This is a genomic window from Nocardia sp. NPDC046763, assembly GCF_040645495.1.
GTDB lineage: Bacteria > Actinomycetota > Actinomycetes > Mycobacteriales > Mycobacteriaceae > Nocardia.
The window spans coordinates 33,368-49,027 of record NZ_JBEYYI010000015.1 but is presented as its reverse complement, the minus strand read 5'-3'; the positions used below and the strand labels follow the sequence as shown (position 1 = coordinate 49,027).

The following is a 15,660-nucleotide window of genomic DNA, read 5'->3' as shown; positions in this document are numbered from 1 at the left end:
ACCGAACCACGTCCGCGGCGACGTCCGCGTTCGCGCCCTCCGGGCACGCCGTCGCAGGGCACCCGCGATCGGGCCCTATTGCGGCTGAAGCGGTTTGCGCAGCGCGGCCAGGAACATGGCGTCGGTGCCGTGGCGGTGGGGCCACAGCTGGGCGCCGGGGCCGTCGCCGAGTTCCGGAACACCCGGGAGCAGATCGCGGGTGTCGAGCTGTTCGGCGCCGGTGCGGCGGACCATATCGGCCACCACGGAGACCGTTTCCGGGAGGTGCGGGGAGCAGGTCGAGTAGACCACGACACCGCCGGGGCGGACGAGATCCCATGCGGCGGTGAGGAGTTCGCGCTGCAGGGTGACCAGGTCGCGGACGTCGGAGGGCTGGCGGCGCCAGCGGGCCTCCGGGCGGCGGCGCAGGGCGCCCAGGCCGGTGCAGGGGGCGTCGACGAGGATGCGGTCGAAGCCCGGGGTCAGGCCGCTGTCGCGGCCGTCGGCGACATGGACGTCGACGGGCATGCCGCGGGTGGCCTGGCGGACCAGGTCGGCGCGATGCTCGGCGGGTTCGACGGCATCGACGCGGAAGCCGTCGATATCGGCGATCGCGGCCAGCAGCGCGGTCTTTCCGCCCGGCCCGGCGCACAGGTCGAGCCACCGGCCGGTGTCGGGGCCCTCGAGGGGGGCGCGGGTGACGGCCAGGGCGACCAGCTGGCTGCCCTCGTCCTGGACGGCGGCCATGCCCTCGCGGACCGGCTCCAGCTTCGCCGGGTCACCGCCCTCGAGGTACACCGCGTACGGCGACCAGCGGCCTTCCTCGCCGCCGGTGACCAGGGCCAGTTCCTCGGCGGTGATATCGCCGGGGCGCGCCACCAGGTGCACGGCGGGCCGCGCATCGTCGGCCGCCAGCACATCGGCCAGCTCGCCGGCCCGCGCACCCAGGGCGTCCGCGAACGCCTGCGCGATCCAGACCGGATGCGCGTACTCGAATGCCAAGTGCCCCAGCTGATCCCGCGGCGCGAGCCGTTCCACCCACTCCTCGGGAGTGCGCTCGGCCACTCGACGCAGTACCGCGTTCACGAACCCGGCCCGCCCCTGCCCGTACTCCGCTCGCACCAGCGCGACGGACGTGTCGACCGCCGCGTGCGCGCCGATCCGGGTGCGCAACAGCTGATAGGTCCCCAGCCGCAACGCATCCAAGAGCGGTCCGTCGATCTCCTCGACACCTCGCCCCGCGCAGTCGGCGATCACCGCGTCCAGCAGCCCCTGCGACCGCGAGGCCCCATAGGTCAACTCGGTGGCCAGCGCCGCGTCACGCCCACTGATATGCCGCTCCCGCAACAGTCCGGGCAGCACCAGATTCGCGTAGGCGTCCCGCTCCCGCACGGCCCGCAGCACATCCCGCGCCACCACCCGCACCGGATCGGCTCCGGCCCGCTCGGCCCGCCGGGCCGCAGCACTGCTCGTGTCGGCCTTCGCGCCCGCCGCAGTCCGCTTCGGACCCCGGGCCCCAGGCCCCGCCGTTCTTTCGCGATCGGACGAGCCACTGCGGCCGCCCGCGCGGTTACCGCCGGACGACCCGCCGCGGCGACCCTGATCACCCTGCTTGCGACCGCGGCCCTCGTGACCGCCGGCGGTATCCCCGCCACGATTGCCGCCGGCGGTATCCTCGCCACGATTGCCGCCGGCGGTATCCCCGCCACGATTGGCACCGAAGGAACGCCCGCCCGTGGACGCCGTGCGGTCACGTCCCGCACCCCGCCCATCGCCACCGCGAGGCCCACGATCCGACCGGTTCGACCCCGAATTGCGGTCTCCCGCAGGGCGTTCACCCTTGCCGAGGCCCGCAGGCCGCTGGTCGCCGCCGTCGGTCCCCCGCGATCCGGAGGATCGTGCCGCACCCGAGTCGCCTGCCGCCCCGGCGGAGCGACGGAAGCCGCGACGCTGGTCCCCGTCGCCGGACTGCGGGCGACCACCGGTACGCGAATCGCGGTCGCGGCCTTCGCCGTCGGGGCGGGTCACTCGACCACCGTGCCGGGCTCGAGGCGGGCGCCGCGGGCCCAGTCCAGGGCGGGCATCATGCGTTTGCCCTGGGGCTGAACCTGGATGAGGCGGACGGCGGTGGTCGCGGTGCCGAGGTAGACGCCGGTCTTGCGGATGTCGATGGTGCCGACCGGAAGAGTCTCCTCCACCATCTCGACGGGGCCGAGTTTCAGCCGTTTGCCATCGATTTCGGTCCAGGCGCCGGGGGCGGGCGTGACCGCGCGAATACGGCGGTCGATGGCGAGGGCGGGCTGGCTCCAGCGGATGCGACCGGCCTCGGGATCCACCTTGGGGGCGTAGGAGATACCGTCCACGGGCTGCGGAATCGCTTGCACCGTGCCGTCTTCCACGGCGTCGAGGGTGGATTCCAGCAGGAGCGAACCGCTGTCGGCGAGCCGTTCCAGCAGCGAGCCCGCGGTGTCGGCGACGGCGATCCGCTCGGTCATGGTGCCGAAGACCGGGCCGGTGTCGAGGCCCTTCTCGATGCGGAAGGTCGACGCGCCGGTGTACTCGTCACCGGCGAGGATGGCGGCCTGCACCGGTGCGGCGCCGCGCCAGGCGGGCAGCAGCGAGAAGTGCAGGTTGATCCAGCCGTGCCGGGGAATGTCGAGCACCGGCTCGGGCAGCAGCGCGCCGTAGGCCACCACCGGACAGCAGTCGGGGGCCAAATCCGTGAGCTGCTCGATGAATTCGGGCTCCGACGGCCGCTTGGGCGTGAACACGGGAATCCCGTGCTCGTCGGCCAGCCGCCCGATGGGCGAGCGGGTGATCTTGCGGCCGCGTCCGGCCACCGCGTCCGGCCGGGTCACCACCCCGACCACCTCGTGCCTGGAGGATTCGATGAGCCGCCGCAGCGACGGCACCGCCGGTTCGGGGGTTCCCGCGAAGACCAGACGCATATCAGCGACTCCGTTCCCGGTCGCCGGCCGCCACGCGACGCCCGCCACCGATCTCGGACGCCGGCAGCACCGTGACTCCCTGTGTGAACCAACCGGATTCCCGGATGGTGCGCATGGCCTCCTTGCGCGAGGCCGACTCCAGCCGCTGCAGGAACAGCACCCCGTCGAGGTGGTCGGTCTCGTGCTGCACGCAGCGCGCCAGCAACCCCTCGGCCCGGAACTCCACCGGCTTGCCGTCCAGGTCGACACCGCGGGCGAGCACGGTCAGCGGGCGCGTCACGTCGAAACGCACGCCCGGAATCGACAGGCAGCCCTCCGGTCCGGTCTGGGTCTCGTCGCCGATCACCTCGAAGACCGGGTTGATCAGATGCCCCTGCGCGTCGCCGGTGTCGTAGACGAATACCCGTAGCCCGACCCCGATCTGCGGGGCCGCCATGCCGACGCCCCCGCTCTCGTACATGGTGTCGATGAGGTCGGTGACCAGCTGGCGCACCTCCCGGTCGAACGTCTCGACCTCCGCCGCGCGGGCGCGCAGGATCGGATCGCCGAACAGGCGGACAGGCTGGATGGTCACGGGCAGCTCCCGGTGGCGAACGAATACGGTCGTCTCATTTTACGGACGCCCGTGACCACCCTGATCAGGAATGCGCCGCCAACACGACATCGCTGATGCCGGTGCCCAGTGCGACCGGCACGCAGGCCGGTGTCACGGGGTGCGCGGGATCGAGCAGATTGACCACCAGCCGCTGCACGAACGGGTCGTACACCAGATGAAAATGCCCGGTCAGGTCCTCCGCGCACTGCTCCTGCAGCACGATGTTGGTGGCGCCCGCACCGTGCAGCGCGATGTTGGTGTTGGGCTGGATCATTTCATCGACGCGGCTGCCGATCGTCGTGTATTTCACACCGGGCACCGTGTCGCCGCCCGCATTCAGGTCCTTGATGAACGGCGATCCGGCCGCCTGTTGAATGGCGGCGGTGGAGGACCCCATCTCCACGAGCTTGTAGATGCCCGGCACCGCGTCGGCGATCGGCACCAGCCCGTACATGATCCCGCCGTAGCTGGGCGAGGCCAGGCCGATCCACTGGCCGACCTTCGGCGCGCCGCCGAGCTTGTTGATCCAGTACCGGGTCACGCTGGCGCCCTGTGAGAAACCGACCAGATCGACCTGGGTGGCCCCGGTCGCCGCGAGCACCTGATCGACGAAGGTGCCGATCTGCGCGGAACTCTCCCACACGTCCTCGGTGCCGTAGGTGTCCTTGCCGGGCTTGCCGCCGTAGTTGAGGGCGAATACGCAGATCCCGGCCTGGGCCAGTAGTGGGCTGATGCCCGACCAGTCGGAGTAGGCCGAGGAGTCGGTGCCGTGTGCCAGCACCACCGGGCGCGGATGCTCCGCGGTCGGTTTGCAGCCGAAGTCGTTGGCGCCCTGGGGCGCCGCGTCCGGATGCTCCTTGAGATAGCGGGCCGCCGCCAGATGTTCGGTCTGCGGCGGCCCCTGTTGCGCCGGTACCTGGAGTACCGGAGTCACGGCTGGTTCGGCCTGTGCGTACGTCCCCGTCGGTGTGGCGGCCGTACCGATCACGGCGGCCGCCAGCGCCATCACCCCCACCGGTGCCACGCGGCGCAGTGCGCGGGTCCGGCTCCTCTGTTGTCCCATGTCACAAGATCGCATGGGGCGCTTCTGTCCCATGTCACGATCTTCGCCGGAGTCAGGCCGAATGTTCCAGCGAGAAACGGAGTTTCGAGGCCATTACTTTTCGGGTGTATCGTCCTCGGCGAGGATCCGGTAGAGCGAGCGGCGCGCCTCGGTGAGGACCTCGGCCGCCTTGGCCGCCTGGTCCTTGGTACCGACCGCGGCCACCTGCGCGACCGCGCCCATCAGCTGGCCGACCAGTCCGCGCAGGTCCAGGGCCTGATCGCCGACGCCGTCCTTGACGTCCTGCCAGGGATCGCCCAGTTCGGTGCGGTTGGCCTCGACGTACTCGACGCCCGATTCGGTGAGCTTGGCCGTCTTTCGACCCGACACCTTCTCTATCAGGACCAGCCCCTCGTCCTCGAGCTGCGCGAGCGCGGGGTAGATGGAGCCCGGGCTGGGACGCCAGACATCCTCGCTGCGTTCGCGAATCTGCTGGATCAGCTCGTAGCCGTGCATGGGCCGCTCCTGCAGCAGCAGGAGGATGGCCGCGCGGACGTCGCCGCGCCGGCCGCGCCCGCCCCGGCCGCGGCCACGGCCGAAGTGCGGACCGGGTCCGAAGCCGGGACCGAAGTCCGGGCCGAAGCCACGGCCGTGGCCGTGGCGGTGCGGACCGAAATCGCCCCGTGGGCCGCCGCGACGCATCCGCGGGTGTTCGGGGCCCTGCTGCTCTTCGGCGCGCAGTCGCCGCCAGGGGCCGCGGCCCCGTTCGATGTTGTCCATGTGTTCCATGGTCGTGCCTCCTTCAAGGCTCGTCGTTGTATTTGCTGCTATCGACGATATATCGTCAATCTATCCATAACAAGGGTGAGGCGAGACACAAACCGTCTGGTTTGGACTTAGGCGGTCAGAAGACCATGAGCGCGGACGGCCTCCCACAGCCCGGACCGACGCTCGGCCGTCGGCAGCGGATTGACCAGGGAGAATGCGCAGCCGAGGGCGACCGCACCACCGTCAGCCTCGGCACTGTCGCCGACCATGAGGGTGTTCGCGGGGGTCGCGCCGAGGTTGTCGAGCGCCGATTCGAAGATATGAGCGTCGGGTTTGATCGCACCGACTTCGAAGGACAGCGCGTAATCGCCGATATATCGATCCCATCCGCGATCGGCGAAGGCAGGGCGGATGTCGAAGGCGATATTGCTGACCATGCCCACCCGCACGCCGCTCTCGTGCAGCGCGAGCAGCACCTCGCCGGTGTCCGGATACGGGGTCCAGCCGTCCGGATCGAGCAGCAGCTCGTAGACCTGCACGGCCTGCGCGTGCGGGACACCGGTCTGCTCGAGCACCTCCAGGTAGGCCCTTCGATGCAGCGCCGGGTCGAGATCCCGGTTCTCCCAAGCATATTGACCGTCGGCATCGAACCGCACGATCTGCCCGACGGGCGCGGTGAGCCGGCGCATGATCTCGGCGATCTCGTGGGTGTCGAGCCGGCGGCCGGCGGCGTCGGTGAGCTGTGCGTCGTGGAACGCGGACTCCTCGAATCGGAAAACCGTGCCGGAGAAGTCGAACAGCACCGCGTCGATCGCCATCCCGCCACCCTACACAGGCGACCCCCCGCCCACCCGGCGAGCAAGAGGACTACTCCTCAACTTGTCTGAGGAATTTGCTACGGTGGGCCCATGACGGACCCGGTGCTGAACGTGAACGATGTGACGGTGGTGCGCAGCGGAAACCCCATCCTGCAAGGGGTTTCACTCACCGTGCGCGCCGGTGAGCACTGGGCGCTGCTGGGGCCCAACGGCGCGGGCAAGACCACGCTGCTGCGCATGCTGGGCGCGTTCGAGCATCCGACGCGGGGCAGTGTGGAGGTGCTCGGGGAGCGGCTGGGCCGCGTCGACATGCGTGCGCTGCGGGCCGGTATCGGCCATGTCGATCCACGCCACACGCCGAGCGGCCCGCTGACGGTCCGCGACGTGGTGATCACCGGCGCGACCAACACCGCCGGCCTCATCCCCCGCTGGCACGTGACACCCGCCCAGCTCACCGAGGCCGACCGCCTGATCGGCCTGCTCGGCCTGTCCCACCGCCGCGACGCCGACTGGCAGATCCTGTCCCAGGGCCAGCGCGGCCGCACCCTCATCGCCCGCGCTCTCATGCCCAACCCGCGCCTGCTCCTGCTCGACGAACCCGCCACCGGCCTGGATCTGGCCGGGCGCGAACAACTCCTGGAACGCCTCGACCTGCTCCAGCGCGCCCACCCCGACCTCGCGTCGGTCCTGGTCACCCACCATCTGGAAGAGCTCCCACCGGGCACCACCCACGCCATGCTGTTGCGGAACGGACACACGGTCGCCGCGGGCCCGGTCGACGAGGTGATCACCACCGCTCACATCAGCGCTTGCTTCGACCACCCCGTCCGCATCCTCCGCGACGAGGGCCGCTGGTCCGTGAGACCCGCTCAGCCCCAACTGAACTGACCCGAACTCACCGCACGACCCGCTGATATGGGCCGGTCGGCGCCGCATGGGAGCGCTCAGGTTGCGGGAACGAGGGAGTCGATCCAGCGCTCCAGGCGCGCACCCTCGGCCTCCATCATCGCCGGGTCGCGGAAGGTGTTGGTGAGCAGGGAGATTCCCTGGTAGGCGGCCAGGAGGGCGACGGCCAGTTCGTGGGAGTCGGTGCGGCCCATGGCGGCGAACTGGGTGTCGATCCAGTCCAGGAGGCCGCGCATGACGATGGCCAGTTCGCGATCGAGGCCGTCGGCGCGTTTGTCGAGTTCGGTGGCGAGAGAGCCGGAGGGGCAACCGAATTGGGCGGCGAGGTCGCGCTGGTCGACCCAGCCGCGAACCAGAGCCTTCAATCGCTCGGCCGGGGCGTCGAAGAGCTCCAGGGCCGCGATGATCTCCTGCACGGTGCGGGCATGGGCGCTGATGGCGGCCTGGACCAGCTGATCCTTGGTCTTGAAGTAGTAGTACACGTTGCCCACCGGCACCTCGGCGGCGCGCGCGATATCGGCGATGGTCGTCTTCTCGACGCCCTGTTCGTGGAAGACCTTGGCCGCCGCGTCCGCGAGCCGCTCCCGCTTCCCCGTCTTCGGGGTCGCCGCCCGCGGCACTGAGTCAGTCATACGACTAACTATAGACAATGCCCGGTCGCATGCCCTATGGTTTGAGTTAGTCAGCCAACTAACTCAGGAGTGGACAGATGATCGTGGTAACCGGTGCGACCGGAAATGTCGGCAGCGCCCTCGTGCGGGAACTCGCGGAGGCCGGCGAGAAGGTGGTCGCGGTGTCGCGGGGCGAGAAGCCGGTGGATCTGCCCGAGGGCGCCGAGCACCGCCGCGCCGATATCGGGGAGCTGGACAGCCTGGCCGCGGCGGTGGCGGGTGCGCGGGCGCTGTTCCTACTCATCACCGGCCCGCAGCTGGTGGCGGGACCGGCGGCCGCCGAGGTGCTGGAAACCGTTGCGGCGGCAGGTGTCCGGCGGGTGGCGTTTCTGTCCTCGCAGGGCGCGGTGACGCGGCCGGGCAGTGACGGCTACGCGCGCACGCTGGAATTCGAGAAGGCGCTGGCCGCTTCGGATCTGGAGTGGACGGTGCTGCGGCCGGGCGGATTCTTCAGCAATACCTTCGCCTGGATCGAGCCGGTGCGGGCCGAGCGGATGATTCCCGCGCCGTTCGGGGATGTCGGTCTGCCACAGGTGGATCCGGCCGATATCGCGGCCATGGCCGCGGCGGTGCTGAGGGAGGACGGCCATGACCGGCAGACCTACACGGTGACCGGCCCGGAGCTCGTCACCCCGCGGCAGCAGGCGCAGGCGCTGGCGGCCGCGCTGGGTGAGCCACTGCGATTCGCGGAGCTCACCCGCGAGCAGGCCCGGGTGAGCATGCTGCGGTTCATGCCGGAATCCGTCGCGGACCACACGCTCACCATCCTCGGCGAGCCGACACCCGAGGAGCAACTGGTCAGCGGCGATGTCGAGCGGGTCCTGGGCCGGCGGGCAACCGGATACGCCGAGTGGGCGGCCCGCATGGCTCCAGCCTTCCGGTGAATCTCGCCATTGATGACTTAGTAGGCAGTCGCTTACCATATGCTCATGCATACTAAATCGTACTCGGACGGCACAGTGCTGATGCCGTGGAATCCCGGCCCGAATGACCAGCTCTCGGGCCCGGTCTTCGTCAGCGTTACCGATTTCCTCGCGAGCTCGGAGGCGGAGTCGCGCGAGATCTACACGACCGGGCTGGAATTGGGTAGGACGTGGCCGGTCATGCAGGGCGCGGTCGGCCTGTGGCTGTGGGGCAGGCCGGCCGAGTTCCGTGGCGGCTCGATCTCGGTGTGGCAGTCGGAGCGGGATATGCGCCGGTTCGTGCGGTGGCCGGTGCACACCGCGATCGTGCGGGCCTGGCGCGGCCGGGTCGGCATCGGCGTCGACTCCTGGCAGGTCGAAAAGTTCGACGCGGACGCGATTCTGACCCGCGCCGGCGACACGATCGAAGGGCCGCACCGGCGCGCCGCCTAATCTTGTCCGCATGACAGACCGTCCGGACCTGGCAGCGATGATCGTCCCCCTGGGCCGCGCCCTCATGGCGGCCGAGCAACCGGTGCTCGCCGCACACGGACTCACCATGTGGGCGTACGTCGTACTGCTGCATCTGGACGAGGGGCCCGCACGGGGTCAGGGCGTGCTGGCCCAGGAGATCGGGGCGGACAAGACGCGCATCATCGCGGTGCTCGACGACCTGCAGGAGCGCGGTCTCATCGAACGCCACCCCGATCCGGCCGACCGCCGCGCCCGGCTGCTCGCCCTCACCCCCGAGGGCCGTCGCCTGCGCGATGCGGCGCAGGCCGGGATCCAGGCCCAGGAGGATCACCTGCTGGGCAAGCTCCCCGCCGCCGATCGCCGCGGCTTCCTCAATGCTCTCATCACCCTCGCCGCCCTCCCCCGCGACGAAATCACCGGCCCCTGACCGAGATCAGCCGATGTCGATGGGGTCGATCTGGACGCGCAGGGGCGCGTCGGAGCGATGGGTGCTGCGGACCGCCTGGGCAGCGGTGAGGGCGCGGGAGAGGGCGGAGCCGGTGGCGCGGTCGGCGCGCAGGATCATGCGTTCGACCTCGGCGGGAGAGTCGCCGGAGGAGAACGGCTTTCGCGCACCCGGCGGCAGCGGCACCGGGCCCAGGATCTCGACGCCGTCGGGAAGCTTTGCCTCGCCGAGCAATTCGGCGATGGAGTCCGAGGTGCCGTCGATGGCGGCGAAGCGCACCGCGGGTGGGAAGCGCACCTCGGTGCGCTGCTCGAGTTCGAAACCGGCGTGCCACACCGGATCCCAGCGCACCAGCGCCTGCACGGTCGGGATCCCGGTGTCGGCCATGACGATGACCCGGCCGCCGGGACGCACCAGCGCCGCGGCCGACATCCAGCGGCGCAGGGCGTCCTCGGCGGCACGGAGATCGGCGCGGCCGAGCAGGGCCCAGCCGTCGAGCAGCATGGCGACCGCGTAACCGCCGGGCACCCGGGGTTCCGCGCCGATGGTGGACACCACGACCTGCGGACCCTCCGGCACGGTGTTCAGGATGGCGGACCCGCCCGAACCTCGTACGGGCACACCGGGAAACGCGCGTCCCAGTTCTTCGGCCGTGCGCGACGCACCGATGACGACCGCCCGCAGCGCCCGCGATCCGCACGCTCCGCAGCGGAAGGCCGCCTCAGTGATCCCGCACCACCGGCAGGCCGGACTCTGCGCCTCGGCCACCCCTTCCCGCCCGCTGCGCAGAGCGCCACGTGACGCGGGCGCGCTGTCCGGCAGCGCCAGTGGACCGTTGCAGTGGCGGCAGCGCGCCGGGGTCCGGCACTTGGCGCAGGCGAGCGCCGGAATGTATCCACGCCGCGGCACCTGAACCAGCACCGGCCCACCGGCTTTGATCGCCTTGCGCGCCTCCGTGAACGCCACGGCCGGAATGCGGATGGCCTGCGCGATCGGGTCCCGCTCCAATGCCGCGTCGGTGTCGCCGGGCGCGGTGATGCGCGGCATGGCCTGCCGCACCACGGCCCGATCCGCGAGTAGATCGTGCGCCCAGCCGGATTCGACGATCGCCTGCACCTCGGCCGTCCGCGAGAACCCGCCCGCCACGAACGCCGCCCCCGTCTCGTGCGCCCGCAACATGGCCACTTCCCGCGCATGCGGATACGGCGAACGCGGTTCGGCGAACGTATCGTCCCCGTCGTCCCAAATGGCGATCAGCCCAAGGTCTTTCACCGGCGAGAACACGGCACTCCGCGTTCCCACGACGACCCGCGCCTGCCCACGCAACACCGACAGCCACCGCCGATACCGCGCCGAGGGCCCCAACCCCGCCGCCAGCCCCACAGCCGACTCCCCCACCAGCGCAACACATTCCCCCAGCACCCGATCCAGATCCCGCTGATCCGGCACCATGATCACCGCGCTGCGCCCGCCACGTACCGTCACCGCCGCCAGCTCCGCCAGCCGCCCCGCCCAGTCCTCCCCCGGCAAGGCCTGCCACCCGGCCCGCGGCCCCCGCCCTTCCGCCAGCGCACCCAGGAACGAATGCCCGTGGACATACCGCCCCCACGCCGGGAACTCAGCGGCCAACGTCGACGAAGCAGCAGTCACCGGCTGCTGCCCCGACTCGCCCGCCGGCACCGCGGCCACTGAAGCCGTCGAGTGGTCACCGGCTCCGAGCACAACCAGATCAGGCTGCTCGACCGAGGCTCCCGTCGAACTTTCGGCGGCGACCGCGCCCGAATCGGCGGCCGCGGGCACCGACACCGAATTCCTCTCGGCGACAAGAATCACCTCATCGGTGGCGGATACATCGCCGACCTGAACCGGGGCGGTGTCCGCACCCCCGCCGGGCACGATGGAGATCGCCGCGTCACTCGGATGCGCTGCGGCGGTGCGGACCTGCGGGACATCGGGGTCGGCCGAGTCACCCGCTGCCACAACAGGATCAGCGGCCGGGGGGCTCTTCTTCGAAGTGCGCTCGGGTTTTTCGGCTTTTTCAACGCCCTCGGATTCGACCTTGGCGTGGCGGGGTGGGATCGCGAGGCGGAGGACATCGGCACGGGTACCCGCGTAGCGGGCGGCCACGGCGGTGACGAGCGCGAGGATCTCCGGGGTGAGGACGCGTTCACCGGAGACGACGCGTTCGAGGCGGACGAGTTTGCCGGTGTGGTCGGACTTTTCGAGGCGTTCGAGGAGGTAGCCGTCGACGAGGCGGCCGGAGAAGCGGACGCGGACGCGGACGCCGGGCTGGGCGAGTTCGTCCATCTCGGGCGGCACGAGGTAGTCGAAATCCCGGTCCAGGTGGGCGGGTTCGAGCAGGGGCAGGACCCGCGCGATGGGGCGGGACACGCCAACACGCTCCACCTCCCTGCACTTGACGGGAGCGTCGGGCTCGGAGGGGGTCTCCGTGCCCGACGCTCCCGTCGAGAATGGTGGGGTGCCGGTCAATTACAGCCCGGCGGCCGCACGCAGCTTCTCCGCGCGGTCGGTGCGCTCCCACGGCAGATCGACATCGGTGCGACCGAAGTGGCCGTAGGCGGCGGTCGGCGCGTAGATCGGGCGCAGCAGGTCCAGGTCGCGGATGATCGCGCCGGGACGCAGGTCGAAGACCTGACCGATGGCATCGGAGATCTTGATCGGGTCGATCAGCTCGGTGCCGAAGGTCTCCACGAACAGGCCGACCGGGGCGGCCTTGCCGATGGCGTAGGCGACCTGGACCTCGACCCGCTCGGCCAGGCCGGCGGCGACGACATTCTTGGCGACCCAGCGCATGGCGTAGGCGGCGGAGCGGTCGACCTTCGACGGGTCCTTGCCGGAGAAAGCGCCGCCGCCGTGGCGGGCCATGCCGCCGTAGGTGTCGACGATGATCTTGCGGCCGGTCAGGCCCGCATCACCCATGGGTCCACCGAGCACGAACTTGCCGGTCGGGTTGACCAGCAGGCGGACATCGGAGGTGTCCAGCGGGTTGGGCAGCTGGAGCTCGCCGAGCACCGCGTCGACGACCTTCTCGCGGATGTCCGGGGTGAGCAGGTTGTCCAGGTCGATGTCGGCCGCGTGCTGGGTCGAGATGACCACGGTGTCCAGGCGCTTGGGGACGGCGCCGTCGTACTCGATGGTGACCTGGGTCTTGCCGTCGGGACGCAGGTACGGCAGCACGCCGGACTTGCGGACCTCGGTCAGGCGGCGAGACAGCTTGTGCGCCAGCGAGATCGGCAGCGGCATGAGCTCGGGGGTCTCGATGGTGGCGTAGCCGAACATCAGGCCCTGGTCGCCGGCGCCCTGACGGGCGATCTCGTCGTCCTCGCCGCCCACGCGGGCCTCGTGCGAGGTGTCCACGCCCATGGCGATGTCCGGTGACTGGGCGCCGATGGCGACGTTCACGCCGCAGGAGGCGCCGTCGAAACCCTTTGCGGAGGAGTCGTATCCGATCTCCAGGACCTTCTCGCGGACGATGGTCGGGATGTCGGCGTAGGCCGTGGTGGTGACCTCACCGGCCACGTGCACCTGACCGGTGGTCACCAGGGTCTCCACCGCGACCCGGCTGCGCGGATCGGCCGCGAGCAACGCGTCGAGGATGGAATCGCTGATGGCATCACAGATCTTGTCGGGGTGACCCTCGGTCACCGACTCACTGGTGAATAGGCGGCTGCCAGACGTGCGCACAGTTGTTCCCTCTCCCTCAACGGGTTTCTCGTATCGGGTGGCGACAGTAGCGTCTCCGCTGCATCGCACAACCCTTTGTCTCAGGTTATTCCAATATGTTCGTCACAGGGGCGAGCCGCCCTTGTGACGAACATATTGTGACTCAGACAGTCCCCGTTATCTGTCGTCCCAGTGGGAGACAGCGGCGAGTGCCCGAACCCTGCGGTGCCGAGGCTTCAGCGGAGCAAGGGGCCGAGTGCATCCAGCACCCGGCTGGCCAGCAGTGCCTTGGACCCATGGTCCAGGGCGATCTCGGTGCCGTCGGCACCGAGCAACCAGCCGTCGTTGGTGTCGACCTCGAAGGCCTTTCCCTCCCCGACGGCATTCACGACCAGCAGGTCGCAGCCTTTACGGGCCAGTTTAGCCCGGGCGTGGGTGAGCACATCCGCGTGCTCGTCCCCGGTCTCGGCGGCGAAGCCGACGATCGCGGTGCCCGGTAGGTGCCCGTCGCGACGGGACTGCACCAACCCGGCCAGGATATCCGGTGTCTTGGCGAGCGCGATCGAATCCGGTTCTCCCGCACCCTTTTTGATCTTAGCCGCCGCCACGTTCACCGGGCGGAAGTCGGCCACAGCCGCGGCCATGACGACCGCGTCCGCACCCAGCGAGTGCTTGTCGACGGCCACCTTCAGCTGTTCGGCGGTGGTCACGTGCACGACCTCGACCGCGGCCGGCGGTTCGAGCCCGATCGTATTGCCCGCGATCAGCGTCACCTGCGCGCCACGCTGGGCGGCCAGGCGGGCGATCGCGTAGCCCTGCTTGCCGGAACTCCGATTGCCCAGGAAGCGAACGGGATCCAGCGGTTCGCGGGTACCGCCCGCGGACACCACGACGCGGCGGCCCTCGAGGTCGCGCGGCAGGGCGTCGGCGCGTTCGAGCAGCAGCCGGGCCAGACCGAAGATCTCCTCCGGCTCGGGCAGCCGGCCCGGGCCGGTGTCGGTGCCGGTCAGCCGGCCCGAGGCCGGTTCCATGACCACGGCGCCGTGCGTGCGCAGCGTCGCCACGTTCGCCCGGGTGGCCGGGTGCTCCCACATCTCGGTGTGCATGGCCGGGGCGAACAGGATGGGACAGCGCGCGGTCAGCAGCGTCGCGGTCAGCAGATCGTCGGCGCGGCCCTGCGCGGCACGGGCCATGAGGTCCGCGGTGGCGGGGGCGATGACGACCAGGTCGGCCTCCTGGCCGAGACGCACGTGCGGCACCTCCGGCACATCGGCGAAGACACCGGTGTGCACGGGGTGGCCGGACAGCGCCTCGAAGGTGGCCTTGCCAACGAATTGCAGCGCCGACTCGGTGGGAATGACACGAACCTCGTGCCCGGTTTCGGTGAACCGGCGCACGAGGTTGCAGCTCTTGTAGGCGGCGATACCGCCGCCGACTCCGACGACGATCCGGGTCACCGCGGGACTACTCCCCTTCGGAGTGCTCGAGCAGGTCGGCGTGGATCTCGCGCATCGCCACCGACAGCGGCTTCTCCTGCAGACCCGGCTCGACCAGCGGACCGACGTATTCGAGAATGCCGTCGCCGAGCTGGTTGTAGTAATCGTTGATCTGCCGGGCCCGCTTGGCCGCGTAGATGACCAGCGCGTACTTGGACGAAGTCCGCTCCAGCAGTTCGTCGATCGGCGGGTTGGTGAGGCCGACCGGAGTGTCGTAGGCGGGCGCGGTCTTGATGTCCGTACTCACTAGGAAGGCTCCTGCGGGGTTGTTCGGAAGGGTGGCTTTCCCGGCTCACCGCCCTGCTTGATCGATCAAAACAGAGACGAGCCGGGGTTTCCGGGGCTAAGACCCCGAATTTGTGCTAACGAACAACGATACCAACTGCTCACAGGCGCTGGTCACGTGGTCGTTCACGATGACGATGTCGAACTCGTCACATGCAGCCAATTCGGTGCGAGCGGTCTGCAGACGACGCTCGATCACCTCGGGCGATTCCGTCCCGCGCGAGGTCAGGCGGGACACCAGCTCGTCCCAGCTGGGTGGGGCCAGGAAGACCAGTTTGGCTTCCGGCATGGTCTTGCGGATCGAGCGCGCGCCCTCGAGGTCCACCTCGATCAGGACGTGATGTCCGGACGTGAGCGCTTCCCGCACGGGTACGGCCGGGGTGCCCGACCGCTGCAGTCCACCATGGATGTCGGCCCATTCGAGCAGTTCGCCCGCCTCGATCATGGCGTCGAACTTCTCACGGGTGACGAATCGGTAGTCCTGGCCGTCGACCTCCCCGGGCCGCGGAGCCCGGGTGGTGGCCGACACACTGAATACCAATTCGGGCAGTCGTTCGCGCACGCAGCGCACGACGGTGGACTTACCGACGGCCGAGGGGCCGACCAGGACTACCAGTCGACCCTTCCGAGTGTGTTCGACCACCCTC

At 70.0% G+C, this 15,660-nt stretch carries 16 protein-coding genes; 4 read left to right on the top strand and 12 right to left on the bottom strand.

Going from position 1 to position 15,660, the window contains the following annotated elements; all coding sequences use genetic code 11:
* Window positions 1-75 precede the first annotated feature (75 nt).
* From ABZ909_RS23905 to ABZ909_RS23880, 6 genes are all read right to left on the bottom strand, one after another.
* Window positions 76-1,395 carry an RsmB/NOP family class I SAM-dependent RNA methyltransferase gene (locus ABZ909_RS23905; RefSeq protein ID WP_357003495.1) on the bottom strand — a complete coding sequence of 440 codons (1,320 nt, stop codon included), beginning with the start codon at window positions 1,393-1,395 and terminating at the stop codon, window positions 76-78.
* 608 nt (window positions 1,396-2,003) lie between these two features.
* Window positions 2,004-2,927, bottom strand: coding sequence for a methionyl-tRNA formyltransferase (gene fmt / locus ABZ909_RS23900; RefSeq protein ID WP_357003204.1), 924 nt, complete (start codon window positions 2,925-2,927; stop codon window positions 2,004-2,006).
* Between the two features lies 1 nt (window position 2,928).
* Window positions 2,929-3,501, bottom strand: coding sequence for a peptide deformylase (gene def / locus ABZ909_RS23895; protein ID WP_357003202.1), 573 nt, complete (start codon window positions 3,499-3,501; stop codon window positions 2,929-2,931).
* A gap of 64 nt (window positions 3,502-3,565) precedes the next feature.
* Complete coding sequence (locus ABZ909_RS23890; RefSeq protein ID WP_357003200.1) at window positions 3,566-4,585, bottom strand: alpha/beta fold hydrolase; 1,020 nt, start codon at window positions 4,583-4,585, stop codon at window positions 3,566-3,568.
* Window positions 4,586-4,678: 93 nt separating this feature from the next.
* Window positions 4,679-5,266: a PadR family transcriptional regulator gene (locus ABZ909_RS23885; protein ID WP_357003493.1), complete on the bottom strand. Its 588-nt coding sequence runs from the start codon at window positions 5,264-5,266 to the stop codon at window positions 4,679-4,681.
* Window positions 5,267-5,460: 194 nt separating this feature from the next.
* Entirely contained in the window at window positions 5,461-6,150 is a 690-nt protein-coding gene (locus ABZ909_RS23880) for an HAD family hydrolase (protein WP_357003198.1), read from the bottom strand.
* A gap of 90 nt (window positions 6,151-6,240) precedes the next feature.
* On the opposite strand from ABZ909_RS23880, the gene ABZ909_RS23875 reads away from it, so the two are divergent.
* Window positions 6,241-7,038 (top strand): ATP-binding cassette domain-containing protein, encoded by a 798-nt coding sequence (locus ABZ909_RS23875; protein ID WP_357003196.1) that lies wholly within the window; start codon window positions 6,241-6,243, stop codon window positions 7,036-7,038.
* A gap of 56 nt (window positions 7,039-7,094) precedes the next feature.
* Here the strand turns inward: ABZ909_RS23875 and ABZ909_RS23870 are convergent, their stop codons facing one another.
* Entirely contained in the window at window positions 7,095-7,688 is a 594-nt protein-coding gene (locus ABZ909_RS23870) for a TetR/AcrR family transcriptional regulator (RefSeq protein ID WP_357003194.1), read from the bottom strand.
* A 77-nt stretch (window positions 7,689-7,765) separates the two neighbouring features.
* On the opposite strand from ABZ909_RS23870, the gene ABZ909_RS23865 reads away from it, so the two are divergent.
* Genes ABZ909_RS23865 through ABZ909_RS23855 form a run of 3 tightly spaced genes read left to right on the top strand, consistent with a single transcriptional unit; the run spans window position 7,766 to window position 9,530 of the window.
* The gene (locus ABZ909_RS23865; protein ID WP_357003192.1) at window positions 7,766-8,611 is read left to right on the top strand and encodes an NAD(P)H-binding protein; all 846 of its coding nucleotides are present in this window, start codon (window positions 7,766-7,768) and stop codon (window positions 8,609-8,611) included.
* A gap of 45 nt (window positions 8,612-8,656) precedes the next feature.
* Entirely contained in the window at window positions 8,657-9,082 is a 426-nt protein-coding gene (locus ABZ909_RS23860; RefSeq protein WP_357003190.1) for a hypothetical protein, read from the top strand.
* Between the two features lie 10 nt (window positions 9,083-9,092).
* On the top strand, window positions 9,093-9,530 hold the full coding sequence (locus ABZ909_RS23855; protein ID WP_357003188.1) for a MarR family winged helix-turn-helix transcriptional regulator: 438 nt from the start codon (window positions 9,093-9,095) through the stop codon (window positions 9,528-9,530).
* Between the two features lie 6 nt (window positions 9,531-9,536).
* Here the strand turns inward: ABZ909_RS23855 and ABZ909_RS23850 are convergent, their stop codons facing one another.
* The 5 genes from ABZ909_RS23850 to gmk form a co-directional block, all read right to left on the bottom strand.
* The gene (locus tag ABZ909_RS23850) at window positions 9,537-11,939 is read right to left on the bottom strand and encodes a primosomal protein N' (RefSeq protein ID WP_357003186.1); all 2,403 of its coding nucleotides are present in this window, start codon (window positions 11,937-11,939) and stop codon (window positions 9,537-9,539) included.
* Between the two features lie 99 nt (window positions 11,940-12,038).
* Window positions 12,039-13,253, bottom strand: a complete 1,215-nt coding sequence (metK, locus tag ABZ909_RS23845) for a methionine adenosyltransferase (protein WP_357003184.1) — start codon at window positions 13,251-13,253, stop codon at window positions 12,039-12,041.
* 215 nt (window positions 13,254-13,468) lie between these two features.
* On the bottom strand, window positions 13,469-14,689 hold the full coding sequence (gene coaBC / locus ABZ909_RS23840) for a bifunctional phosphopantothenoylcysteine decarboxylase/phosphopantothenate--cysteine ligase CoaBC (protein ID WP_357003182.1): 1,221 nt from the start codon (window positions 14,687-14,689) through the stop codon (window positions 13,469-13,471).
* A 7-nt stretch (window positions 14,690-14,696) separates the two neighbouring features.
* Window positions 14,697-14,975, bottom strand: a complete 279-nt coding sequence (rpoZ, locus tag ABZ909_RS23835) for a DNA-directed RNA polymerase subunit omega (RefSeq protein ID WP_067713345.1) — start codon at window positions 14,973-14,975, stop codon at window positions 14,697-14,699.
* Between the two features lie 96 nt (window positions 14,976-15,071).
* Complete coding sequence (gene gmk / locus ABZ909_RS23830; RefSeq protein WP_357003179.1) at window positions 15,072-15,656, bottom strand: guanylate kinase; 585 nt, start codon at window positions 15,654-15,656, stop codon at window positions 15,072-15,074.
* Between the last annotated feature and the right edge of the window lie 4 nt (window positions 15,657-15,660).

Excerpts from the sequence above, each read along its gene's own strand:
- ABZ909_RS23860 (WP_357003190.1), top strand. The coding sequence starts at position 8,657 with ATGCATACTAAATCGTACTCGGACGGCACAGTGCTGATGCCGTGGAAT.
- ABZ909_RS23855 (WP_357003188.1), top strand. The coding sequence starts at position 9,093 with ATGACAGACCGTCCGGACCTGGCAGCGATGATCGTCCCCCTGGGCCGC.
- fmt (WP_357003204.1), bottom strand. The coding sequence starts at position 2,927 with ATGCGTCTGGTCTTCGCGGGAACCCCCGAACCGGCGGTGCCGTCGCTG.
- ABZ909_RS23865 (WP_357003192.1), top strand. The coding sequence starts at position 7,766 with ATGATCGTGGTAACCGGTGCGACCGGAAATGTCGGCAGCGCCCTCGTG.
- ABZ909_RS23885 (WP_357003493.1), bottom strand. The coding sequence starts at position 5,266 with ATGCGTCGCGGCGGCCCACGGGGCGATTTCGGTCCGCACCGCCACGGC.
- ABZ909_RS23875 (WP_357003196.1), top strand. The coding sequence starts at position 6,241 with ATGACGGACCCGGTGCTGAACGTGAACGATGTGACGGTGGTGCGCAGC.
- ABZ909_RS23880 (WP_357003198.1), bottom strand. The coding sequence starts at position 6,150 with ATGGCGATCGACGCGGTGCTGTTCGACTTCTCCGGCACGGTTTTCCGA.
- ABZ909_RS23870 (WP_357003194.1), bottom strand. The coding sequence starts at position 7,688 with ATGACTGACTCAGTGCCGCGGGCGGCGACCCCGAAGACGGGGAAGCGG.
- ABZ909_RS23890 (WP_357003200.1), bottom strand. The coding sequence starts at position 4,585 with ATGGGACAACAGAGGAGCCGGACCCGCGCACTGCGCCGCGTGGCACCG.